At 64.0% G+C, this 20,608-nt stretch carries 17 protein-coding genes; 9 read left to right on the top strand and 8 right to left on the bottom strand.

Annotation, left to right across the window (positions count from 1 at the left end; all coding sequences use genetic code 11):
• Window positions 1-3 precede the first annotated feature (3 nt).
• The gene (locus Q0G75_RS00325; RefSeq protein WP_294414497.1) at window positions 4-1,392 is read right to left on the bottom strand and encodes a DHA2 family efflux MFS transporter permease subunit; all 1,389 of its coding nucleotides are present in this window, start codon (window positions 1,390-1,392) and stop codon (window positions 4-6) included.
• Window positions 1,393-1,702: 310 nt separating this feature from the next.
• On the opposite strand from Q0G75_RS00325, the gene ung reads away from it, so the two are divergent.
• On the top strand, window positions 1,703-2,434 hold the full coding sequence (ung, locus tag Q0G75_RS00320; protein ID WP_294414496.1) for a uracil-DNA glycosylase: 732 nt from the start codon (window positions 1,703-1,705) through the stop codon (window positions 2,432-2,434).
• An 18-nt stretch (window positions 2,435-2,452) separates the two neighbouring features.
• On the opposite strand, the gene Q0G75_RS00315 is transcribed toward ung, so the two are convergent.
• The 3 genes from Q0G75_RS00315 to Q0G75_RS00305 all read right to left on the bottom strand — a co-directional run bounded on the left by Q0G75_RS00315 (window position 2,453) and on the right by Q0G75_RS00305 (window position 8,099).
• A complete protein-coding gene (locus Q0G75_RS00315) occupies window positions 2,453-5,590 on the bottom strand; it encodes a diguanylate cyclase (RefSeq protein WP_294414495.1) in 3,138 nt (1,045 codons plus the stop codon).
• A 214-nt stretch (window positions 5,591-5,804) separates the two neighbouring features.
• On the bottom strand, window positions 5,805-6,923 hold the full coding sequence (locus Q0G75_RS00310; protein WP_294414494.1) for a 5-methyltetrahydropteroyltriglutamate--homocysteine S-methyltransferase: 1,119 nt from the start codon (window positions 6,921-6,923) through the stop codon (window positions 5,805-5,807).
• A gap of 252 nt (window positions 6,924-7,175) precedes the next feature.
• Window positions 7,176-8,099, bottom strand: coding sequence for a LysR family transcriptional regulator (locus Q0G75_RS00305; RefSeq protein ID WP_294414493.1), 924 nt, complete (start codon window positions 8,097-8,099; stop codon window positions 7,176-7,178).
• A gap of 358 nt (window positions 8,100-8,457) precedes the next feature.
• Between Q0G75_RS00305 and Q0G75_RS00300 the strand changes: the two genes are divergently transcribed.
• Together Q0G75_RS00300 and Q0G75_RS00295 are read left to right on the top strand one after the other, a co-directional pair.
• Window positions 8,458-9,435: a diaminopimelate dehydrogenase gene (locus Q0G75_RS00300; protein WP_294414492.1), complete on the top strand. Its 978-nt coding sequence runs from the start codon at window positions 8,458-8,460 to the stop codon at window positions 9,433-9,435.
• Window positions 9,436-9,785: 350 nt separating this feature from the next.
• A complete protein-coding gene (locus tag Q0G75_RS00295) occupies window positions 9,786-11,273 on the top strand; it encodes a nucleobase:cation symporter-2 family protein (RefSeq protein ID WP_294414491.1) in 1,488 nt (495 codons plus the stop codon).
• A gap of 210 nt (window positions 11,274-11,483) precedes the next feature.
• Here Q0G75_RS00295 and Q0G75_RS00290 read toward each other — a convergent pair whose 3' ends face one another.
• Window positions 11,484-12,125 carry a nucleotidyltransferase family protein gene (locus tag Q0G75_RS00290; protein WP_294414490.1) on the bottom strand — a complete coding sequence of 214 codons (642 nt, stop codon included), beginning with the start codon at window positions 12,123-12,125 and terminating at the stop codon, window positions 11,484-11,486.
• Window positions 12,126-12,242: 117 nt separating this feature from the next.
• Here Q0G75_RS00290 and Q0G75_RS00285 point away from each other — a divergent pair, with 117 nt between their 5' ends.
• From Q0G75_RS00285 to Q0G75_RS00260, 6 genes are read left to right on the top strand one after another with little or no spacing between them, the layout of a single operon-like run.
• Window positions 12,243-13,043 carry an FAD binding domain-containing protein gene (locus tag Q0G75_RS00285; protein WP_294414489.1) on the top strand — a complete coding sequence of 267 codons (801 nt, stop codon included), beginning with the start codon at window positions 12,243-12,245 and terminating at the stop codon, window positions 13,041-13,043.
• Window positions 13,044-13,517, top strand: a complete 474-nt coding sequence (locus Q0G75_RS00280; protein ID WP_294414488.1) for a 2Fe-2S iron-sulfur cluster-binding protein — start codon at window positions 13,044-13,046, stop codon at window positions 13,515-13,517.
• On the top strand, window positions 13,510-15,810 hold the full coding sequence (locus Q0G75_RS00275) for a molybdopterin cofactor-binding domain-containing protein (RefSeq protein ID WP_294414487.1): 2,301 nt from the start codon (window positions 13,510-13,512) through the stop codon (window positions 15,808-15,810). Before Q0G75_RS00280 ends, Q0G75_RS00275 begins: the two co-directional genes overlap by 8 nt.
• A 5-nt stretch (window positions 15,811-15,815) precedes the next feature.
• Window positions 15,816-16,475: a selenium cofactor biosynthesis protein YqeC gene (yqeC, locus tag Q0G75_RS00270; protein WP_294414486.1), complete on the top strand. Its 660-nt coding sequence runs from the start codon at window positions 15,816-15,818 to the stop codon at window positions 16,473-16,475.
• Window positions 16,463-17,263 carry a selenium-dependent molybdenum cofactor biosynthesis protein YqeB gene (gene yqeB / locus Q0G75_RS00265; RefSeq protein WP_294414485.1) on the top strand — a complete coding sequence of 267 codons (801 nt, stop codon included), beginning with the start codon at window positions 16,463-16,465 and terminating at the stop codon, window positions 17,261-17,263. Before yqeC ends, yqeB begins: the two co-directional genes overlap by 13 nt.
• Window positions 17,264-17,279: 16 nt before the next feature.
• Window positions 17,280-18,278, top strand: a complete 999-nt coding sequence (locus Q0G75_RS00260) for an XdhC family protein (RefSeq protein WP_294414484.1) — start codon at window positions 17,280-17,282, stop codon at window positions 18,276-18,278.
• Here the strand turns inward: Q0G75_RS00260 and Q0G75_RS00255 are convergent.
• The 3 genes from Q0G75_RS00255 to Q0G75_RS00245 all read right to left on the bottom strand — a co-directional run bounded on the left by Q0G75_RS00255 (window position 18,275) and on the right by Q0G75_RS00245 (window position 20,274).
• Window positions 18,275-18,997 (bottom strand): TetR/AcrR family transcriptional regulator, encoded by a 723-nt coding sequence (locus tag Q0G75_RS00255; RefSeq protein ID WP_294414483.1) that lies wholly within the window; start codon window positions 18,995-18,997, stop codon window positions 18,275-18,277. The genes Q0G75_RS00260 and Q0G75_RS00255 overlap by 4 nt on opposite strands.
• 63 nt (window positions 18,998-19,060) lie before the next feature.
• On the bottom strand, window positions 19,061-19,297 hold the full coding sequence (locus Q0G75_RS00250) for a DUF5692 family protein (RefSeq protein WP_294414482.1): 237 nt from the start codon (window positions 19,295-19,297) through the stop codon (window positions 19,061-19,063).
• Window positions 19,252-20,274 (bottom strand): DUF5692 family protein, encoded by a 1,023-nt coding sequence (locus Q0G75_RS00245; protein ID WP_294414481.1) that lies wholly within the window; start codon window positions 20,272-20,274, stop codon window positions 19,252-19,254. Before Q0G75_RS00245 ends, Q0G75_RS00250 begins: the two co-directional genes overlap by 46 nt.
• Window positions 20,275-20,608: the final 334 nt, after the last annotated feature.

Raw genomic sequence — 20,608 nt, 5'->3', positions numbered from 1 at the left:
CGCTCAGAGGCGCTTCCGGTCGCGCACCAGAAGCACGGTCAAGACGATCGCGCAGGCCATAAGCGCTGCGGTGACGCAAAACGCCGCATGGTAGCCGGCGAATGCGGTCTGCGCGCCGGTGATGCCTTGCGAGGCGTTCGAGGCCGCCGCAGCGACGGACACCAGCAGTGCCGTGCCGAACGAGCCGGCGATCTGGTTGATGGTGTTGCCGGTGCATTGCGCATGTTGGACGGCGTCGTTGGGAAGCGCGTTGATGGCCCAGGTGTTCACGGGCGCCGAGGCGAATTGGATGCCCACCGCCAAAACGGTGTACACCGCCGTCACCAGCGCGATGGGCGAATCGCCGCACAGGAACGGGAAGCAGGCTGCTCCTGCGGCGAAGACGGCGGTGCCTATGAGCGTGGGGCGGCGCACCCCGAGCTTGTCGAACATGCGGCCCGCAAGCAGCGCGGCGAATGCACCGATGACTGCTCCGGGCAAAAGGGCCATGCCGCTGGCGGCGGCGCTGAGGCCGAGCGTGCCTTGGATGTAGAGGGGCATGATGGTTTGAAGGCCGATCAGGCCGGTTTGAATAAGCGCGACGATGATGATCGTGATGCGGTATTGCGGCACTTTCAGGATGTCTAGGCGCAGCATGGGTTCGCCAAGGTGCAGCTGGCGCCAGGCGTAGGCCCCCACGAGCACCAGGCCTGCCGCGGTCAGCGCCGCCATGGCCGCAAGGTTGCTCGAGGAGCTGAAGGAGGAGAGGCCGTACAGCAGGCCGACCAGGCCCAACGTCGAAAACACCACGGAGGGCGCATCGAACTTCGAACGGCTTAGGCTCCCGTAAGGTTGCAGGCCCTTCACGGCGAACGCGACGATGGCGGCAGAAAGGGCGGTGACGATGGCGAAGATGGCGCGCCAGCCCACCGTGTCGACGAGCACGCCGGAAAGCGACGGGCCGATGGTGGGCGCGAACCCCACGATGAGGCTGACCACGCCGATGGCGGACCCGCGGCTCTCGCGCGGGATGACCAGCAGCACGACGCTGAACACCATGGGCATGATGAAGCCGGTGGCGCAGGCCTGCATGATGCGGCCGGCAAGCAGCGCGGGGAAGGCGGGTGCCAACGCTGCTAGCAGGCTTCCGCCGCCGAACAACGCCATGCCCCCGATGAACAGGCGACGCGTGGTGAAACGGCCCATCAGGTAGGCCGCAAGCGGGATGACCACGGCTTCGGTGAGCGTGTAGCCGGAGGTCAGCCACTGGGCGGTGGTGGGGCCGATGGCAAGATCGTCCATGATGGCGGGCAGCGCCGGCGTGAGCAGCGTGGCGTTGAGCACGGTCAGGAAGGCGCCCGATAGCAGCAACGTCAGCATCTTCAGCTCGTGTTTCGCGATTCCCAAACCCATTCAATCTCCTTGACGTAGTTCGGCCGTCGGGCGCGGGCGGCACCGGACGGCCGTTGGTAAAGCATTCGATAGATGATAATCGAATGGCGAAGCGAGGTGGGCGAGATGCGCCGGGTAACATCGGCTATCGTTGCTGGGTACGGATAAACTTTGGAATCGCTGGTGCGAAAGCGTTTAGCTTGCAGGGTCCGCGGTGTTCGGCGGTTAAGATTCGCTACGTTGATTGGGGTCCGCTCTCTGCCCGCACCGCCGATACGCAATCGGGAAGCCCCGCTTGCCGGCGTTTCCCTGTATATAAGAAGGAGGCCCCATGGGCTCGAACGAGAACGTGAACGCGTGGCTTGATGCCGCGCCTGTGCAGGTGCGCGAAACCACGCTGGAACTGTTGTCGCAGGTGGAGGCCATGCGAGATGCGCAGACCATTTACCCTCCGCAAGATGATATCCTCAATGCGCTTGCGTTCACCGCGCCTGAGGATGTGCGGGTGGTCATCTTGGGCCAGGACCCGTATCACGGGCCGGGACAGGCCATGGGGCTGTCGTTTTCCGTGCCCGTCGGCTGCAAGCTGCCCCCCAGCCTTCGCAACATGTATAAGGAAATGGCCGCCGACCTGGGGTGTCCCATGCCCGAGAGCGGGGATTTGACGTCGTGGGCTGCGCAGGGCGTGCTGCTGCTCAACACCACGCTCACGGTGCGTGAACACGCCGCAGCGTCGCACGCCAAGCTGGGCTGGCGGGTGCTCACCGACCACGTGGTGCGCCGCTGTCTGGAGGTGCCGCAGCCCGTGGTGTTCCTGACCTGGGGCAAGCACGCCATCGATTTGGTGGACGGGGCATGGAACGCCGTGGAGGCGGGCCCTGCGGCCGCATCGCTTGCCAACAAGCATGTGCTCAGGAGCACACACCCTTCGCCGCTTTCGGCCAACCGTGCCACGGCAACGCTGCCCGCGTTCATGGGGTCGCGCCCGTATTCCCAGGTCAATCGCATCTTGCGGGAAGCGGGCGAGCGGCCTATCGACTGGCAGAGCGTGCTTGCGGGGTAGGCAGCGCCGTTTTGCGGCTTATCTGCAGAAACGCCCGGCTGCGGACAGCAGCGCCTGCATATCAAGCGGTTTCGCCAGGTGCGCGTTCATCCCGGCGGCCTTCGACTTCTTGCGGTCCTCGTCGAAGGCGTTGGCCGTCATGGCGATGATGGGCACGGTGGAGGCGTCGGGACGGTCGAGCGCGCGTATGGCGCGGGTGGCCTCGTAGCCGTCCATGACGGGCATCATCAAATCCATCAAGATCAGCGAGATCGTGCCCGGCTTCGAGTTTGCGAACATCTGGATCGCTTCTTTGCCGTTCCATGCTTTGACCACGGCGGCGCCGGCGTGGTCCAGGTAGAACTCGGCGATCTCCATGTTCAGGTCGTTGTCCTCCACGAGCAGTACGCGCTTGCCGGAAAGGGAACCCTCGGATTGCAGGGCGGCCTGCGCGCGTTCGGGGTGCGCCGCTACGTTGTCGTTTATCTTGAACGGGAGCGTGAAGGTTATCTCCGTTCCAACATCGGGTGTGCTTTGCACGCTGATGGCGCCGTCCATGGCGTCGATGAGCGTTTTCACGATGGACATGCCCAAGCCGGTGCCCTGGTAGCGGGTGCGCGCGCCGTTCTGCTCCTGCGTGAACGGCTTGAACAGGTGCTCGGACACGAATTCCTCGCTCATACCGATGCCGGTGTCGGCGATCTTGAACTCGAATAGCGCTGTATCGCCGTCGCAGGAAAGCTCGGTGATGTAGGTGTCCACTCGCCCGCCGGGTTTGTTGTACTTGATGGCGTTGCTGAACAGGTTGAGCATGATCTGGCGCAACCGCAGGTCGCTGCCGATGAGCTGGGTATGCTGCACGTCCTTGCGGTATCGCTCGTGGGAGATGCCGCTTTCCAGCATTTGCGCGGCAACGAGCGATTCCACGTCATCGGCCAGCTCCAGCAGATCGAACTCGTCCTGTTCGAGCACCGCCTGCCCAGAGTTCAGCTTGTTCATGTCGAGCACGTCGTTGACCAGGTCGAGCAGATGGTTCGCTGAAAGCTGGATCTTGTCCAGGCATTGGCGGGTTTTCGCGGGGTCCTGCTCACTTGCCTCGATGATGTTGAGCATGCCTAAAATCCCGTTGATGGGCGTGCGGAAGTCGTGGCTCATGCGGTTCATGAACTCGGTTTTCGCCTTGCTCTCGGAGTCGGCGGTTTGCAGTGCCTGCTCAAGGCGGTGCTTTTCCGCTTGCTCCTGTTCGTGGAACGCCGAGGTGTCCTTGAGCAGCACGATGCCGCGAACGATGGGCACTTCGTCTTGGGTGTCGGCGCGGTATTGCGAGTCCTGAGACATAAGCACGACCTTTTGCAGCCATTTCATCTTGCCGTCGGGCTTGATTTCGCTGAACTCGATGGTCACCTCGTTCGCGCCGCCCTTAAAGCGCGCAAGCAGCTTCTCCGAGCAATCCGCCAGCTGATAGCTTTCCAGCGTGCCCTCGGTGATCGATCCGGCATGTTTGCGGCAAAAGGCCGTGTAGGAGCAGGGCAGCTGTAGATTCTGCTCGGTGAAGCCCCCATTGGGCTCGAAGAATACCTGTTCAAGGCGGTCGTTGGTCAGATCGACCGAATACGCCGCCTGCGCCGAATCGAGCAGCGCGTCCACGTAGCCGCCGCTGTTCTCGAGGATGGATTGCTTGAGCTGGTCATAGTAGCGGGAGAGCTGCTGCTTCTCGCTTGCGGTGCCGTCGGAGAACGGCTCGAGGGCGACCACGAAATGATGGAGCGCCCCTTTTTCGGCGCCGTCAAGGTACAGCGCGGTGATGCGACCGCGCCACTTGGGGCTTTGCAGCACCAGTTCAATAGGCTCGCTTTGCGGGGTAAGGCGTTCGCGAAGCGTTTCCAGCTGCAGCGTGCGGCGCATCTCCAACCGCTGGTCTTCGCAGGCCAGCGAGCATGCGAACTGCTCGACAGCGCCCGAGTAGTTTCCGCTGTCGGCCAGGAACATGTTCGACGATGCGCGCAGGATGCGGTATTGATCGAGCTTGGCGTCGCAGTATATGCAGTTGGAGAAATGGAATCCAAGGCCGGAAACCTGCTTCAGGATGCGCTCGTTTTGCCGCTGACGCGCCGCTGTCTCGGCAAGGCGCGCGTTGTTCTTGTCTATGTACATGTTCTTGTCCGCTTGGCGGAACAGCTCGCGCATGGTGGGGGATTCGAATTCGCTGGACAAGGCATAGCCTGCGGCATAGCTGACGGGCATATCGGGATGCGCCTGAGAATATTCATCGGCGTCGCGCCTTATCCGGTCGAGCAGCGCCGCGGCCTGCGCGGCATCGGCGTCGCGCAGCACCGCTAGGAACTCGTCGCCGCCATAGCGGCCAGCGAAGCACAGGGGGCTTTGCACCTTCGCCAGCTGCAGCGCGAAAGAGCGGATGTATTCGTCGCCCTTTTCGTGCCCGAGGTTGTTGTTGATGGTGCGAAGGTTGTTCAGGTCGAACACGAACACGGCTAAGGGGCTTTCGGGGTGGATGGGCTCGACCTGCGACAAGATCTCCTCGCATTTGTTCTTGTTGGGAAGGCCCGTCGCCTCGTCAAGGTACACCTTGCGCTGCAGCTGCCTGTTCAGGGCCGCGGTGCGCAGTGCGCGGACAAGCTCGATGGCGAACAACGTCAGCAGGCCCACGATATCGGCTATGACGATGTTCTCAAGGTAATCGAGAGATGAGGCCTTCTCTTGCGAGTATTCCTCCGCCAGCCCGGTGGTCTGGTCACAGAGTTCGAAGAAGGCCTCGCTTTTCGCGATGATGTCGGTGTCTTGGTAGCCGGTTTCGCGCACGCGCTCGATCTCGGTGCGAAGGTCGGCGAAGCGGTCGGCTAGCTCGGTCATCTTCGCCTGGTAGGCCTCGTCGTCAAGGCGCACCAGATCCAGGTCATCGCTTCCATAGCGCAGACCGTCGATGTAGGATTCCACGGACTCGATCATCTTGTCTTGCGCAAGCCCAGCATCCTCCATCTTCACGATGCGTTGCGTGGTGCCGCGCACTAAGCCGGCGTAGTTCACCACGCGCGCGGTGCCTTGTATGTCTGCGACCAGCGACATGATGTCGAGGAACAAGAAGATGAGCACGATGGTGAGCGCCGTCATGAGGACGCGCGAGATTCGGCTGACTTTGCTGGTGGTGCGCTTGTTCATCCCAAGCCTTTGCTATATGCGGAATCCGATTGAGATTAATGGCGATTCTATCATGGGTCGCTTCGGGTGGACCGTTGCGCAGGTTTGTAAAGTCAGAGCGGTGCCATTTTCGGAACCAGCGTTGCGTCAGGCGTTATCCCGCGTCAAAACAAGTTAGGCCCGGAATTATTGTTCCGGGCCTAACGTATCGGGTTCGGTTGCGGGCGCTGGCGGCCTACTCGCCCCAGACGCGCTCGGCGATGCGGCGTACCAGGGCTATCTTGGCCCACTGGTCATCCTCGGTGAGCACGTTGCCCTCCTCAGTGGAGGAGAATCCGCACTGCGTGGACAGGCGCAGCTGCTCGAGCGGCACGTACTGCGCCGCCTCGTGGATGCGCGCGATTACGTCGTCCTCGTTCTCCAGCTCGGGGAACTTGGACGTGACCAGGCCCAATACCACTTTCTGGTCGCGGATGTGCGAAAGCGGGGCGAAATCGCCGGAGCGGTCGGAGTCGTACTCCAGGAAGAAGCCGTCGTAGTTCGCGCCGCCGAACAGCACCTCGGCCACGGGCTCGTAGCCGCCGGAGGAGAACCACGTGGAGCGGAAGTTGCCACGGCAGATGTGCGTGGTGATGGTCATGTCGGCGGGCTTTGCCTCAAGGATGCGGTTGATCGCGTCCACGTAGTTTTTCGCCACCTGGTCCACGTCGATGCCCTCGGCGGCGTACGCCTCGCGCTTGGCCGGGTCGCAGAACTCGCCCCAGCTGGTATCGTCGAACTGCAGGTAGCGGCAGCCCAGGTCGTAGAAGGCGCGCACGGCGTCGCGGTACACCTCGACGATGTCGTCGAAGAGCATCTGCTCATCGGCGTAGCGCTCGATGGGGCGGTACGTGGCCTTGCCGCGCACGCAGGGGATGAGGTGCAGCATGGAGGGCGCGGGGATGGTCAGCTTCACCGGATAGTCGCTGGCGATGTCGCGCAGCTTGGCGAAATGGGCCAGGAACGGGTGGTCGCCGAAGGCGATCTTGTCGCGGAACACCAGCTGAGCGCCCTTGGGCTTGGGGCCCTTGAACTCGACCGACCACGTTTCGGCGTCGACGTGCTCGACGTTTTGCAGGCCCTCCAGGAAGTCGAGGTGCCACATGGCGCGGCGGAACTCGCCGTCGGTGACGGCCTTCAGGCCCGCCTGCTTCTCCTTTTCCACCAAGTCTGCGATGGCGGCGTCCTCGGCGGCGGTCAGCTGCTCGCGCGTGATGGTCCCGGCGGCGAAATCGGCGCGCGCCTGCTTGAGTGCCTCGGGGCGCAGGAAGCTGCCGACGATGTCGTATGCGTAGGGAGGGTTGGTGATGGCCATGGGTTGCGTCCTTTCGTCGCTTGTGTTGCGAGGGAAAGGATGCCACAGGCCTGCGCGATAGAAAACTATCGGTTTGGTAGGGATATGTATAGCTAAAAGGAATGGATACGTAGGTGGGCTGCGCGGGCGGCGCGCGGTGTCGGGTGCCGGCGGGCGACCCTCTTCATGCCTTGAGGTGCGCTGCCTGCGCCGCTCACGCGGGAGCGTGCTCGCCTCGCGCGTCGAAGGGCTCGCGCGCGAGGGTGGGCGCCCTTATTCGCCGGCTTCTCGCTGGTATTCGTTCACGTATTCCTGCAGCAGCTGCAGGTAGCGTTCGGCCACCGAGGACAGGGGGCGGTCGGCGCGCTTGACGTATCCCAGCTCCATATGCTCGGGGCTTTCGAGCGGGATGGACACGATCTGGCTGCCATTGAGGTCCTCGGAGAGGATGCCGCTTGAGATGGTGTAGCCGTCAAGGCCGATGATCAGGTTGAACAGCGTCGCGCGGTCGGTCACCACGATGCTCTTGTCCACCGCCTCGGCGATGTGCAGCTCCTCGGCGTAGTACAGCGAGTTGCGGATGCCCTGGTCGTAACTCAGGCGCGGGTAGGGCGCCAGGTCGGCAAGGGTGGCGCGCTCAAGGCGCGCCAGCGGGCTGTTGCGGCTGACGAACACGTGCGGTTTCGCACGGAACAGCGGTACGAAGTGCAGGTCGGCCGACTTCACCACGTTCGAGATGACGCTTTCGTTGAAGTCGCAGCGGTACAGCACGCCCAGCTCGCTGCGCTGCACCCGCACGTCGTCGATGATGCCGGCGGTGGACGTCTCGCGCAGCGAGAACTCGTAGCGGTTGCGGTCGTATTCGCGCACGAGCGAGACGAACGCGTTCACCACGAAGGCGTAATGCTGGGTGGATATGCCGAACACGCGGCGGATGCGGTCGGTGCCCTTGTATTCGCCTTCCAGAAGGTCGGCTTGCTCGATGACCTGGCGGGCGCGCGAAAGGAAGCGCATGCCCTCCTCGGTGGGCACGACGCCGGTGCGCGAGCGCGTGAAGATGGTGATGTCCATCTCGCGCTCAAGCTCCGAGACCGCCTTGGAAAGGCTGGGCTGCGCGATGAAGAGCTTCTCCGCCGCCGCGGTAAGCGACCCGGATTCGGCTACTTGGATGACGTATCTGAGCTGTTGCAGTTTCATGGGCCGTATTCTAACAGGAAGGGAAGGGGCCCGGTAGGATATCGCTGGATCGATACGCGCGCCGGACGCCGTGCGTGGGATTGCCGCTGCTGCGAGCGGACTGTCGGGCGGTGTTGCGCGGGGGTCGGCTGCGGTGCTGCGGACGGGGCGTTCGCCGTTGCGCCGCGAGCAAGTGTTCGCTGTCGTGCCGCGTACGGGCTTGCCGATGTGCCGCGAGGGCTTCGCGGCTGTTTCCCTATACGGTTGGTATGCGGAAATTGCGCGGCGCTTGCGGGTTCGGCGCGCGATACGCGTATCATGGAAGCGTTTTTCAGGCACTATCGCGGCCCTGCATCGCCGCATCGGGAAAGGAAGCGAAATGACTCGCATCGGCATTTTGGGATACGGAAACCTTGGACGTGGCGTTGAGCTGGCCATTCGCCAGAACGACGACATGGAGCTCGCAGCGGTGTACACGCGCCGCGACCCCGCAAGCGTGAGCATCGCCACCGAGGGCGTGCCCGTCCGTTCCGTGGCCGACCTTGAGACCGGCAACGAGGACATCGACGTGCTCATCCTGTGCGGCGGCAGCGCCACCGACCTGCCCGAGCAGACGCCGAAGTACGCGGCGCTGTACAACGTGGTGGACTCGTTCGACACGCACGCCAACATTCCCGCGCATTTCGCGAACGTCGACGCGGCCGCCCGCGAGGCCGGCACGTGCGCGCTCATCTCCTGCGGCTGGGACCCGGGTCTGTTCTCGCTGAACCGCCTGTACGCCAACTGCATCCTGCCGCAGGGCGCGGACTACACGTTCTGGGGCCGCGGGGTTTCCCAGGGGCACTCCGACGCGCTGCGCCGCATCCCCGGCGTGGCCGATGCGCGCCAGTACACCATCCCCGTGCCTGCCGCGCTCGAGGCGGTGCGCGCCGGCGGCAACCCGCAGCTGACCACGCGCCAGAAGCACACCCGCGAGTGCTGGGTGGTGCTCGAGGAGGGCGCCGACGCCCAGGCGGTGGAGAAGCAGATCGTCGAGATGCCGAACTACTTCGACGAGTACGACGTCACGGTGAACTTCATCAGCCAGGAAGAGCTTGATCGCGACCACGCGGGGCTGCCGCACGGCGGCTTCGTCATCCGCACGGGCACCACGGCCGGCGGCAAGGATTGCCGCATCGAGTACTCGCTCGACCTGGGCTCCAACCCCGAGTTCACCGCCTGCGTGCTGGTGTCCTACGCTCGCGCGGTCGCGCGCTTGGCCTCCGAGGGCGCGAAGGGCTGCAAGACCGTGTTCGACATCGCGCCCGCCTATCTTTCGCCCGTAAGCGGCGAAGAGCTGCGCGCCCACATGCTGTAAGGGCGGCGCGGCGAAGGGGCCGGGCACGTGCCCGGCTTCCGCGAGCGGGGCTTCTTTTCATGATGTTTGCGGCCGTCCCGTAATCGAGGCGGCCGTTTTCTTTGACTTGAAGCCGCATCTTTTCTGAATGACGGGTTTGCGTTGAAGGCGTCGGCATGCTGCCGCAAGGCGCTCATGGCGCATGTAGGCGGGGGCGTTGCCGAACGGGCGGCGCTCCCGCTTTGCGTTTGGGGCTGCCATGGGCGTGCCCGAAAATGTCACGTACGTGTAAATTACTCCATGCCTTCTTCAAAAAGACGCGCCAGGGTGCTATTTTTTTGCAGTTTCCGTCCTTTGGAAGGGGGATGTGCATGGTAGATGAGAAGCCGGAGGCGGTAGAGCAGCCTCAGGAGAAGGATTGCTCGGCCGCTGCTTCGGAGGAAACCTCCGGTAACGCAAAGTCGCTCGGCGTTTTCTCGTTCGAGGGCGACATGTCGATGGCGCAGGCCATTCCGCTGGGCCTGCAGCACGTGCTGGCGATGTTCGTGGGCAACCTGACGCCGCTTTTGATCGTCACGGGCGCGTGCGGCCTGGCGGGTGCGGAGTTCGCGGACGTGCAGCTGGCGCTGCTGCAAAACGCCATGTGGATCGCTGGCGTGGTGACTTTGGTCCAGCTGTTCGGCGTCGGCCCCATCGGCGGCAGGGTGCCCATCATCATGGGCACGTCCTCAGGCTTCATCGGCGTGTTTAACTCCGTGGCGGCATCCATGGGCGGCGGCCTGTTGGCCTACGGTGCCATCATGGGCGCTTCCATCATCGGCGGCCTGTTCGAGGCCGTGCTTGGCTTTTTCCTCAAGCCCCTGCGCCGGTTCTTCCCGGCCGTGGTCACGGGCACGGTGGTGCTCTCCATCGGCTTGAGCTTGATCAGCGTCGGCGTGAACACCTTCGGCGGCGGCGCCAGCGCCAAAGACTTCGGCTCGTTTGAGAACCTGTGCCTGGCGCTTGTCGTGCTGGTGGTCATTTTGGCGGTCAAGCACGCGACCACCGGGTTTTTGAGCGCATCCTCCATTTTGGTCGGCATCATCGTCGGCTATATCGCGGCGGGCATCATGGGCATGGTCCTGCCCACCACCGGTGTCGACGCGAACGGCGTCGAATATACGAAGGCATGGGTTTTGAACTGGGATAAGGTTGCCGCAGCGGCATGGTTCGCCGTGCCCAACCCGTTGCCCGTGGCGCCTGTGTTCGACATGCGCGCCATCGCCCCCGTGCTCGTGATGTTCGTGGTCACCGCCGTCGAGACCGTCGGCGACATCTCCGGCGTCACGCAGGGCGGCATGAACCGCGAGGCCACCGACAAGGAGCTTTCCGGCGGCGTGATCTGCGACGGCTTGGGCTCCACCGCGGCGGCCCTGTTCGGCGTATTGCCGAACACCTCGTTCAGCCAGAACGTCGGCCTGGTCACCATGACGAAGATGGTCAACCGCAAGGCCCTGGCCTGCGGCGCGGTGTTCCTGATCTTATGCGGTTTGTGCCCGAAGCTGGGCGCGGTGGTCTCCATCATGCCGCAGTCCGTTCTGGGCGGCGCGGCCGTCATCATGTTCGCCTCCATCGTGGTCAGCGGCATCCAGCTCATCACGCGCGAGCCTTTGACCCCGCGCAATCTGAGCATCGTGTCGGTGGCCTTGGGCCTGGGCTACGGCATCGGCGCCAACCCGGCGGTTTTGGCAGGCGCTCCCCAGATGGTTAGCCTGATCTTCGGCGGCTCCGGCATCGTTGCCGCGGCGGCCATGGCCATCATCTTGAACATCGTGCTCCCCAAGGATAAGGAAATTACCCAAAGCGACGCAGACGTATAGCCTTTCGCGACGCATATATGATGAGAATGCCCGGTAGGTCTGCGTGACCTGCCGGGCATTTCGGGCTTTCAGGGGCTTTTGCGGATGGGCGAGCCCTGTCCTGCGGTGTCGTGCGGCTTAGCTGGCGGCGTGCTGGCGCGCCTGATGGCTTGCTCCGTCGTGTTGTGCGGTTTTGCGGCATGTGCGTGGCACGCCTGATGGCTCGTTTGGCTATCCGATCGGGCTTTGGCCGCTCATGGCGGCATCTCGGCATTCCCTCATGTGCGCCTGCAGCACCTCCAGGTCCTGCACGGTGTCCACATCGAACAGCTCCCATTCGCTAGCGGCTTCAACGCAACGCACGCGTCGCGCATGCGCTTTGGCTACGAAGCCGCCGCCCTTGCCGGGCGGGAGCGCGCGCAGCTCGTCGAAGGCCCAGCTGGGGAACAACACGGGTGCGCCCGGTGTGCCCTGGAAGCTGACGCGCCAAATGAGCTCGGGGTGCGCCTCGGCGCCGCGGAGCAGGGCGGCAAGGGTGTTCGCGCTGATGAGCGGCTGGTCCGCCTGGATGAACGTGACCGTATCGCACCCGCCCATGGCCTGCATCCCCAGGCGCACGGTGTCGCTTCTGAGCGGTTCGTCATGCAGGATGGCTTCCACGCCTAAGCTGCGGCACAGCTTCGCCACGTCCTCGTGGCGCGTGACCGCCACGCGTTTCGCGAACAACCCGTCGCAGGCCTTGATCGCGTGGGCTATAAGCGCCGCGCCGTCAAGGCTAGCCATAAGCTTGTTCGACCCGAAGCGCCTGCCCAGGCCCGATGCCATGATGATGCAGCCGTGTACGGCGTTCGGGGTTTCAATGGGGCTGGTCATGGTTGGTTCGCCTTTGCAGATTCGATGGTCGGTCGGTCGGGTTCGGTGTGCGGGGCTTTCGAAGGATTCCCTGGCCACAGTATAATATGTACGTTTCTATAAACCTCAAGCAACGGGGTGTGCATCATTATTACCTTTCAGAAATATGAGCGCCCGCAAAGCCTGCAGGAGGCTTGGGAGCTGAACCAGAAGAAGCGCAATCGCGTGGTGGCGGGCATGATGTGGCTGAAGATGGGCAACCATTCGTTCGGCACCGCCATCGACCTGTGCGATCTGGGCTTGGACACCATCGAGGAGACCGACGAGGAGTTCCGCATCGGCGCCATGGTCACCCTGCGCCAGATGGAAACCCATGCCGGCCTTGACGCCTATTCCTGCGGCGCCATCAAGGCGGCGTTCCAAGACATCGTGGGCGTGCAGTTCCGCAACGGCGCCACGCTGGGCGGAAGCCTGTGGCGTCGCATGGGTTTCTCCGACATCGTCACGGCGTTTCTTGCCATGGACAGCTACGTTGAGCTGCATGAAGGCGGCATCGTGCCCCTGGAACGGTTCGTGAACATGCCCTACGACAAGGACATCCTCGTGCGCCTTATCGTCAAGAAGCGCCCCGGCGCCTTCGCGTACCAGGCCGTGCGCAAGCAGCGCACCGACCTTCCCACGATCAACTGCATGGCGGCGAGGGTGGGCGACGAGTACCGCGTGACGGTGGGCGCACGCCCGGGTCGTGCCGTGCTTTTGCGCGATGACCGGGGCATCCTTGCCGACGGCATCACCGAGGCAAGCGCTGCGGCCTTCGCCGAGCACGCCGCGGAAAGCATCCGCGTTTCCGGGAACATGTGGGGCAGCGCCGAGTACCGCCGCGCGCTTGCGCCCGTGCTCGTGCGCCGCGCCCTGCTGGCGTTAGGGGAGGTGCGCTAGATGGAAGTCAAGATCAAGCTGAACGGCAAAACGGTGGTCGACGACATCCCCGCCGACATGCTGCTCATCGATTTCGTGCGCGCCCACGGATGCAAAAGCGTCAAGCGCGGCTGCGAGACGTCCGCGTGCGGTCTGTGCACGGTGATGCTCAACGACGTGCCCGTGCTTTCCTGCTCCACGTTGGCCGCCCGCGCCAACGGCCGCAGCGTCTGCACGCTGGAAGGCCTGCAGGCAGAGGCTTCGGAGTTCGTGGGCTTCATCGCCGACCAGGGCGCCGAGCAGTGCGGCTTCTGCAACCCCGGCTTCGTGATGAACACCATCGCGCTGCTGCGCGAGAACCCCGATCCCACCGACGATGAGATCCTGGCGTACCTGAGCGGCAACCTGTGCCGTTGCTCGGGCTACGTGGGACAGCTGCGCGGCATCCGCGCCTTCCTGGACGAAAAGCATGGCAAGGAGGTCGAGCGTGGATAGGCCCGAATATCGCTCCGTGGGCAAATCGGTCCGCAAGAAGGACTCGATGCAGCTTCTGCTGGGCAAGCCCGTCTATACCGAGGACATCGCACCCGATGCGCTGGTGGTTAAGCTCCTGCGAAGCCCCCACGCCAACGCCATGGTGAAGACCATCGATACGTCGAAGGCCAAGAAGGTGCCCGGCGTGGTGGACGTCTACACCTGGGAGGACGTGCCCGATCAGCGTTTCTCCAACGCCGGGCAGACCTACCCTGAAACCAGCCCCTACGACCGCCTGATCATCGACCGGCACGTGCGCTTCGTGGGCGACGTGGTGGCCATCGTGGCGGCCGAGAACGAGAAGGCGGCGCAAACCGCCCTTTCGCGCATCAAGGTGGAGTACGACGTGCTGGAGCCCGTCCTGGATTTCCGCACTGCGAAGGACAACCCCGTGCTGGTGCACCCTGAGGACAACTGGCATATGCTGTGCGACCTGGGCGGCGACAACACGCGCAACCTGGTGGGCACCACCTCCGACGCCGGCGGCGACATCGAGGCCGTGCTGGCCGATTGCGACGTGATGCTGGAGCGCACCTACCACACGAAGGCGTACAACCAGGCCATGATGGAGACGTTCCGCACGTTCACCCAGCTGGACCGCTACGGCAGGCTCCACGTGATCTCGTCCACGCAGATCGTCTACCATGTTCGCCGCATCCTCTCGCACGCGCTTGGCATCCCGAAAAGCCGCATCCGCGTGGAGAAGCCTCGCATCGGCGGCGGCTTCGGCGCGAAGCAGACCGCGGTGTGCGAGGTGTACCCCGCGTTCGTCACCATGAAGACGGGGCGTCCGGCCTTGTGCGTGTTCTCGCGCAGGGAATCGCAAACCTGCGGGTCACCGCGTCATGAGATGGAGATCAAGATCCGCCTGGGTGCGAACAACGACGGCCGCATCCGCGCGCTTGGGGTGACCACGCTGTCGAACTCGGGCGCCTATGGCGAGCACGGTTGGGCCACGGTCGGCCTGACCGGCCACAAGTCCATCCCGCTGTACACCGGCTCGCTCGAGGCGTTCAAGTTCGACGCCAACGTGGTGTATACGAACATGCAGCCGTCGGGCGCGTACCGCGGCTTCGGCGCCACGCAGGGTCAGTTCGCCGTGGAAACCGCCGTCAACGAGCTGGCGGCGAAGCTGGGCCGCGACCCGGTGGAGCTGCGTGAGCAGAACATGGTGCGCGAAGGCATGTCCATGCCGGCCTACTTCGGCGAGGTGGCCAACGCCTGCGCCCTGGACCGCTGCATGCAGCACTGCAGCGACATGTTCGGTTGGAAGGAGAAGTTCCCCGTACGCGACATGGGCAACGGCAAGGTGCGCGCCGCCGGCGTTGCCATGTCCATGCAGGGTTCGGGCATCTCCGGCATCGACGTGGGATCGGTCACCGTCAAGCTCAACGACGACGGGGGATACATGCTGCTCATCGCCGCGGCCGACATGGGCACGGGTTGCGACACCATCCTGGCTCAAATGGTCGCCGAGCACATGGAATGCCCGCTGGAAGCCGTGAGCGTATTCGGCGCCGACACCGATGCGTCCCCGTATGATTCCGGTTCGTATGCGTCTTCCACCACCTATGTCACGGGCATGGCGGTGGAGAAGGCGTGCGCGCAGCTCAAGGAGCGCCTGTGCGCCATCGCCGCCGAGGTGCTCGGCTGCGATGCGGCCGAGCTGAGCTTCGAAGGCGGATGCGTGCGCCACGAAGCAACGGGACGCACGGTCTCGCTGCCCGAGGTCGCTGCGAAAAGCCAGTGCAACTGCAGCCTTGCCCCGGAGGCCACTGCGCAGCATTCCTCGCCGGTGTCCCCGCCGCCGTATATGGTTGGCATGGTGGAGATCGAGCTTGACCGCGAGACCGGCGTGGTGGAGGTGCTCGACTACGCCGCCGTGGTCGATTGCGGCATCCCCATCAACCCGGCGCTCGCGCGCATCCAGGTGGAAGGCGGCATCGTGCAGGGCATCGGGCATACGCTCATGGAGGACGTCACCCGCACGCCCAAGGGCGCCATCCGCGAATCGAGCCTGTTCACGTACCGTTTGCCCACCCGTCTGGACACGGGGCGTATCAACGTGGAGTTCGAGCATTCCTACGAGCCCACGGGCCCGTTCGGCGCGAAGTCCATCGGCGAGATCGTCATCAACACGCCGGGCCCTGCGTTGGCGCAGGCCATCTACCGGGCAACGGGCGTGTGGCATCGCGAGCTGCCTATCCTTCCCGAGCACATCCTTCTGGCGAAACCGGAGGAGCGGGAATCTTAAGCAGCTTGCTACATATCCAGCGTGGGCTTACGGCCATCATCGGCGGTGGCGGCAAGTCCACGCTTTTGCGCGCCTTGGCCGAGGAGCTGTCGCGCGATGCGCGCGTGGTCGTGGCCACGAGCACGAAGATGTACGTGCCCGATTGGTGCCCCGTGGTGCTTAGCGCATCGCCCGATGACGTGCGGGCGGCGCTTTCGGAAGCTCCCGTCGTGTGCGCGGGCTCCATCCATCTGCCCACGGGGAAGTTGGCCGAGCCGCGGGTGGCGTTCGCAGACCTGGTGCGCTTGGCGGACTACGTGCTGGTGGAGGCCGACGGGGCGAAGAAGCTCCCGCTGAAGGCGCATGCCGAGCACGAGCCGGTCATCCCTGCGTGCGCAGGGCGGACGGTGTGCGTGGTCGGGGTCGATGGCATAGGCGCCCCCGTTTCTCAGACGTGCCACCGGCCACAGCGCTTCGCACAGCTGGCCGGCGTTTCCGTCGATGACGCGGTCACGCCCGAGGCGGTGGCGGCGGTGTTGTGCACCGAGGGGCTTCATGACGTGGTTTTGATCAACAAGGTGGAAACTCCCGCCGACTGGCGGGCGGCGCAGCGCATCGCAGCGCTGTGCGAGACGCCGGTGGTGGCGGGAAGCCTTTGGAGGGACGATCTTCGATGCTTGCGGTGATCCGCGGCGCCGGCGATATCGCCAGCGCCATCGCGCTGCGCCTTGTGCGATGCGGCGCTTCCGTGCTTATGACCGAGATAGAGCAGCCTTTGACGGTGCGCCGCACCGTGGCCTTCAGCGAGGCCGTTCACATGGGGAAAGCCCAGGTGGAAGGTGTGACGGCTGTGCGGGTGCGGGATGCTTCCCATGCCTTGGAGCTGCTTTCGCGTGAAGACGTCATTCCCGTTTTGGTGGACCCCGCGTGCGCGTGCGTCAACGACGTGGCGCCTGACGTGGTGGTCGATGCCGTGTTGGCTAAGCGCAACCTAGGTACTTCCATGGATATGGCCCCCATCGTCGTCGGAGTCGGCCCGGGCTTCACGGCGGGCGTGGATTGCCATGCCGTGGTGGAGACCATGCGCGGGCACACTCTGGGCCGTGCATACTACGAGGGCTCGGCGCTGCCGAACACCGCGGTGCCCGGGCTGGTGGGCGGTTTTGCGGGCGAGCGCGTGCTGCGTGCTCCTTGCGACGGCGTGTTCCGCGGTGTTGCGGTCATAGGCGACCATGTTGAGGAAGGCCAGGTTGTGGCGTATGCGGGGGATGCTCCCGTGGTCGCCACGCTCACGGGCGTTTTGCGCGGCCTGATAGCCGATGGGGTGCAGGTTCACCAGGGCTTGAAGTGCGGCGACGTGGACCCGCGCGGCGAAAGCGGCTACTGCGGGCTGGTCTCGGACAAGGGCCTGGCGGTTGCGGGCGGCGTGCTGGAGGCCATCCTTCATTTGAGTGGAACGTTTTCGGCCCGATAGGGCGTGAGGTGGGAAGATGCGCAAGATCGCAGAGCATATCGCAGGCGCTTGCCGTGCGGGCGAGCCGTTGGTGCTGGTCGCGGTGGCAGAAAGCAAGGACTCCACGCCGCGCAAGGCGGGAACGCTCATGTTGGTGTCCGCCGACGGGCTGGTGTGCGGTACCATCGGCGGAGGCGCCATCGAGGCGCACGGCATAGCCTGCGCGCGTCGTCTGCTGGGGGGCAAGGCGCACCGCTTCGAGAGCATGGGCCTTGAGGAGCGCCTGGGCATGGTCTGCGGCGGAAGCGCAAGCTTGCTGTACGTTCCGATATGCGGCGGCAGCGCGGTGTGGGCCAAGGTTGCCAGCGAGCTGCTGCGCTGCTTCGAGCAGCGCACACCGGCGTACCTGGCGTTAAGTTGCCGCGATGACCTGCCGCAATCCGACGAAGGCGTCGCGTTGCTCGACGCCGATGGGGTCTTGCTCGCAGGCGATGGCGCCGCGCCGGGCGATCGGGTTCGCGGCCAGAAGGGGCGCTGCATCGCGGACGGTTGGCTCATGCTGCCCGTTCCCTTGCCGGTTCGCGCCGTGGTGTTCGGCGGCGGGCATGTGGGCAGCGCCACCGTTTCGGTCCTGTCGAGCGTAGGGTTTTCCTGCACGCTGTTCGACTGCCGCCCGGAGTTCGCGAACGTCGGCAAATCCCATGGTGCGCAGCAGGTTATCGTGGGGGATTACAGCGACATTGCCGCCTCCCTAGCTCTTGACGAGCGCGACTACGTTCTCATCATGACGCACAGCCATCGCCATGATTTCGCCGTGCTGGAGCAGGTGCTCCGCCAGCCGTTGGCGTACGTGGGGTTCATGGGCTCGCGGCGCAAGATTGCCACGGCGCGCGAGCGCATGCTGGAAGCGGGAATCCCCGAGTCGGCGCTTGACGCCGTGCATATGCCCATAGGCTTGGATATCAAGGCGGAAACGCCCGAGGAGATAGCCGTCAGCATAGCCGCCGAGTGCATCCTGCACCGAGCTACGTGCTAAGCTGCGCCATCGGAGGACGGCGCCGGGCGCGAAGGCGCATCAGGGTGTTCGGGCCAAGGCGGCGGATCGATCACCGTCATGTCAAGACGAAGCGTTTGGGCGATAAGCGTTGCAAGCTCGTCGTCGGTGATGTCGGGCTTGGCCTTCATCATCCCCGCTAACCCGAATATGAGCAGGCCGAACGTTTCAGGGATCAGCTGAATCTCGATGGTTCGGTACGCCATGTATTCGGACACGATGTAGTTCTGGATACATGCCACCACCTCGCGGACGGCCTGCGTGGCGAAGCGGTCGCGCAGGCCGAGCTCTTCGAGCACGGAGAACATCGGGCGAGGATCGCCCGATGCGGTGTAAAGCGCGCGTCGCAGCATGGACACGCAGTTTTTCAGTTCCGAGGGGGTTTCGCCGAACGCGCGCAGCTCGTTCCAGGTGGACACGCTTTCGACGAGATCCTCAAGATAGTCCTCGATCACGGCATCGGTGACGGCTTGTTTGTCGGGGAAATAATAGTAGAGAAGGCTGCGCGCCACGCCCGCTTTGCGGGCGATGGCGGCCATGCTGGTGACGGCGACCCCTTCGGTTTCGTAAAGCTCGCGCGCCGCCAGCATGATGTCGCCAGCGGTGCCTTCAAGCCGCACGCTCTGCCTGACCTGCCGCGTGACGGGGTGCGGCAGGTCAGGATCGAATCCGGGTATCGGCTTGCTGTCCAGTGCAGACACGGGGCTCCTTTGCATGCGGGGAAGCCGCCGCGCCGCGTGTGCTCAGGCGTGGTTCGCTGCGGATTAGCGATTCTCCTCGACGACCTCTTGATAGCTCTTCGCGTCATTATAGAGCTCGTCTTTGAGCGGGTTAAGGCGCCGTGCGCGGATTCGGCGTAGCTGGTAGGCGGCAAGGGCCACATTGGCGATGAGCGCCACCAGGCTGACCGCGAAGAACGCGTTCGGGTTGTGGGTCGTGGGAATCTCGGCGAACGTTACGGGCGCTCCACCATGGTTTTGACGCGGCCCTTCTCGTCCCATGCGGCTGCGTAGCCGAACTCCTCCAGGTTGGCAAGCGCGGCCTCGCGCTGGCCTTCGGGAACGTCGATGCTCTCGAGGTACACCCTGCGGAAGCGCGGGTTGTCGATGTAGAGCTCCTGCTTGAAGGGGTTGCGCTTCTTGCCGAAGATCGTGTAGGCCTGGTAGATGAACACGCCCGCGTTGAAGATGAGCGCGATGACTGAGATGGTCATGTGAGCTGCAGGGTTGTTGGTGGAATGGACGACGAACGCCGGATGCAGGAAGAACCAGGGGATGGTCATGGTGACGATCATGTTCACGGCAAGCGTGCGGACGCGGTGCTGCGCGTAGGCGCCGCGCTTGATGAAGAACGCCGGGATGGTGCAGGCGGCCAGAAGCACTAGGCCGCAGTACATGGAGCGGTCGGAGACGCTGTTGTAGGTGTAGGCGAAGTTCCACAGGTCGTAGCCGATGATCCAGAACCACAGCTGATCGGGCCAGACGTAGTCCTTCTTCTTGCCGCGGCTGACGATGATGCCGAAGAAGCCGCAGATGCAGATGGCGTTCAAGATACCGGCGACGCCGTTCATGACGTTCCACGGGCCGCCGACCACCATGTAGCCGTCGACGATGCCGTTGACGCCCGTGAGCTGGAAGTCGCGGATGCACGCCTCAAGGATGTTGATGGCGAAGATGATGGGCGGTATGCAGACGATGTACTTCTTCTGGAAGGCGGGGAAGTAGACGATCAGCCAGCCCAAGATGGCTCCGGCCAAGCACGAGTAGGTTTTCACCCACTGGAACCAAGTGCCGGCACCTGTGCCCTCGACCGCGGTGTGGGGCCAGACGAAGACGGTCAGAACGACCGGCAGCGCGATGAAAATGACCGCGCCTACCCATTTGTTCAAGCGCGACAACTCGTTCATGCCGATCAGAAATGCCAGGTACAGCAACACGCTCACGCATGCCGTCGCCGATAGCGGCTCGTAGAAAAACATGGCGGATCCCTCCTCCTTGTATGCTTGCGGGCCGTCCGGGGCGCCGTTCGGCTATCTTGCGACGGCGTTCATCCGGCTCGGCCCGCTCCCTTTGGCGAGAGTGTAGCAAGGGCTTTTTCCGTTGGCTTGACGGTTCACCCTTGATTCGTCAAGGAGGGGCTTCGACGGCAAACGGCTGTTTTTCGCCGGGAAACGTGATTGACGGAACGGTAACGGTTGGAAAAACTTTGGTCTGAAAATGCACCAAACGGTATGCGGAATGAACAGGGTTTCGCTGGAAAATACGCGCCGAAACATAAGGATTATGGGATCTGCCAATCATTTTTCGGCATAG

The organism is uncultured Senegalimassilia sp. (genome assembly GCF_934636665.1).
Lineage (GTDB): Bacteria > Actinomycetota > Coriobacteriia > Coriobacteriales > Eggerthellaceae > Senegalimassilia.
The sequence above is the reverse complement of the archived record's forward strand: the minus strand, read 5'-3'. Positions and strand labels throughout refer to the sequence as shown.